Source organism: Nitratidesulfovibrio liaohensis (assembly GCF_011682075.1).
Lineage (GTDB): Bacteria > Desulfobacterota > Desulfovibrionia > Desulfovibrionales > Desulfovibrionaceae > Cupidesulfovibrio > Cupidesulfovibrio liaohensis.
In genome coordinates, this window is sequence record NZ_VSMK01000536.1 from 1 (window position 1) to 1,488 (window position 1,488).

Annotated in this window: 2 protein-coding genes and 1 pseudogene; 1 reads left to right on the forward strand and 2 read right to left on the reverse strand. The window is 70.8% G+C overall.

The features are described from left to right. Positions 1-180 (forward strand): annotated as a pseudogene (locus FVW27_RS15390) (glycosyltransferase); the annotation flags it as partial. Between the two features lie 85 nt (positions 181-265). On the opposite strand, the gene FVW27_RS15395 reads toward FVW27_RS15390, so the two are convergent. Both FVW27_RS15395 and FVW27_RS15400 read right to left on the reverse strand, forming a co-directional pair. After that, the gene (locus FVW27_RS15395) at positions 266-784 is read right to left on the reverse strand and encodes a hypothetical protein (protein WP_243838503.1); all 519 of its coding nucleotides are present in this window, start codon (positions 782-784) and stop codon (positions 266-268) included. Between the two features lie 51 nt (positions 785-835). After that, positions 836-1,488 (reverse strand): hypothetical protein (locus FVW27_RS15400; RefSeq protein ID WP_167126766.1); only part of this gene is annotated, 653 nt, incomplete at its 5' end.

The following is a 1,488-nucleotide window of genomic DNA, read 5'->3' on the forward strand; positions in this document are numbered from 1 at the left end:
CGCCACCGGGCACGCGACTTCACCGAACGGCTGCGCGGGCTGCCGCAGGGCATCGTGGCCGAGCGGCGTGCCCAGGCCGACGACATACGCCGCACCCACCTGCGCCTGATCTACCTGCTGCTGGCCGAGCAGATGCCCTCGCCCCTGCTGCGCGAAGCGTACCTGGCCGCCGCGCGCTGAACGTGAAAACGCCCGGCAGGCCACAAGGGCAGCCGGGCGCATGCATCCCGCGATTCTTCATGAAGCCGGAAACAACCGGCGCGGCTCAGGCGACGCCCGCACCGCCTTCCGTAGGTGCCGGTCCGGCTACCGGAGCGGCAGGCACCCGGGTCTGCCGCTTGTGATCGTCACGTTCCGCGCGCAGCACGTCGGGGGCGATGAAGCCCAGCAGGGCCAGTATCTCTTCCGTCGGCAGGGGGTTGCCGGTATTGCGGCGGTAGGCTTCGGCCTTGGCCACCTGGTCGGCGTTCACCAGTCCCTTGCGCACCAGGCGTTCGGGCAGGCTTTCGCGCTGCTCGGTGGCGGACAGCACTGCGGCGTCGCGCAGTTGCCGGGCGCGATCAGCCTCGTGCTCGGCGTGGGTATGCAGGCGCCCGCGCATGGAGGCCACGCTGGCCTGAAGGGTACCGCATTCCTCGGTCAGGTTGGCCAGGCGCATTTCCATCAGCTGAATGTCGCGCTCAAGGGCCGCTTCGACCGCGCGCGAGGCCCCCCCGCCACCGCCGTCCAGCTTGGTGAACAGCAGCACCCCCGCCACGCAGCAGGCCAGTAGTATGTAGACCATGTCCATACGCCATCCGCCCTTGAGCAACAGTTCGCTACGGTGTGCCTGCGGCTAGTCGTCCAGCTTCAGCTCCGGCAGCCCGCCCTTGCCGCGCGTGGCACGGGACTCGGCCCGGCGTTCGCGGGCTTCGCGGTAGGCAGCCTCGTCGTCACCAAAGGAGAGCAGGCCCGTCCCGCCGGTGTCCGGGGAATGGTGCGGCGCGTGGGCGTCGTGTGCTCGGGCCGGGTCGCCAAAGGCGTCCAGCGAAGAGGGGTCCAGCGCGGAGGTATCCAGACCAGCGGCCCTGCCGCGCGATGCGCCAGATACGCCAGACGCGCCAGACGTTCCCCCTGCCGGGGCGGACAGGTCGAGGATGGGCAGTTCCGCTGCGTGCAGGTCCGCCTCGCGCGGGGCGGCTGCGGTGCCGCCATATTCCGGGCCGGACACGCTGTCACGTCCCAAGCCGGACACGCCGTCTGGCTGGCGATCCACCAGTTCCACGGGTTCCTCGAAGTCCATGGCCAAACCGCCGGGCAGACTGGATTCGGCGTCCTCGTGCACCAGGCCGTACAGCGGATCATCTCCGGTGCCATACCCCGTATCGGTGCGGGCATCCGGACCGGTGCCGTACTGCACGTGGTACAGGCCCGCCGGTTCGTCGAACGCGTCGGCCCCGGCGCCCGCAGGGGTCGTGGGCGGCAGTCCGGCGACGGCGGCGCGCTGGG

Coding starts and splice junctions, on each gene's coding strand:
- FVW27_RS15395 (WP_243838503.1), bottom strand. CDS start 784: ATGGTCTACATACTACTGGCCTGCTGCGTGGCGGGGGTGCTGCTGTTC.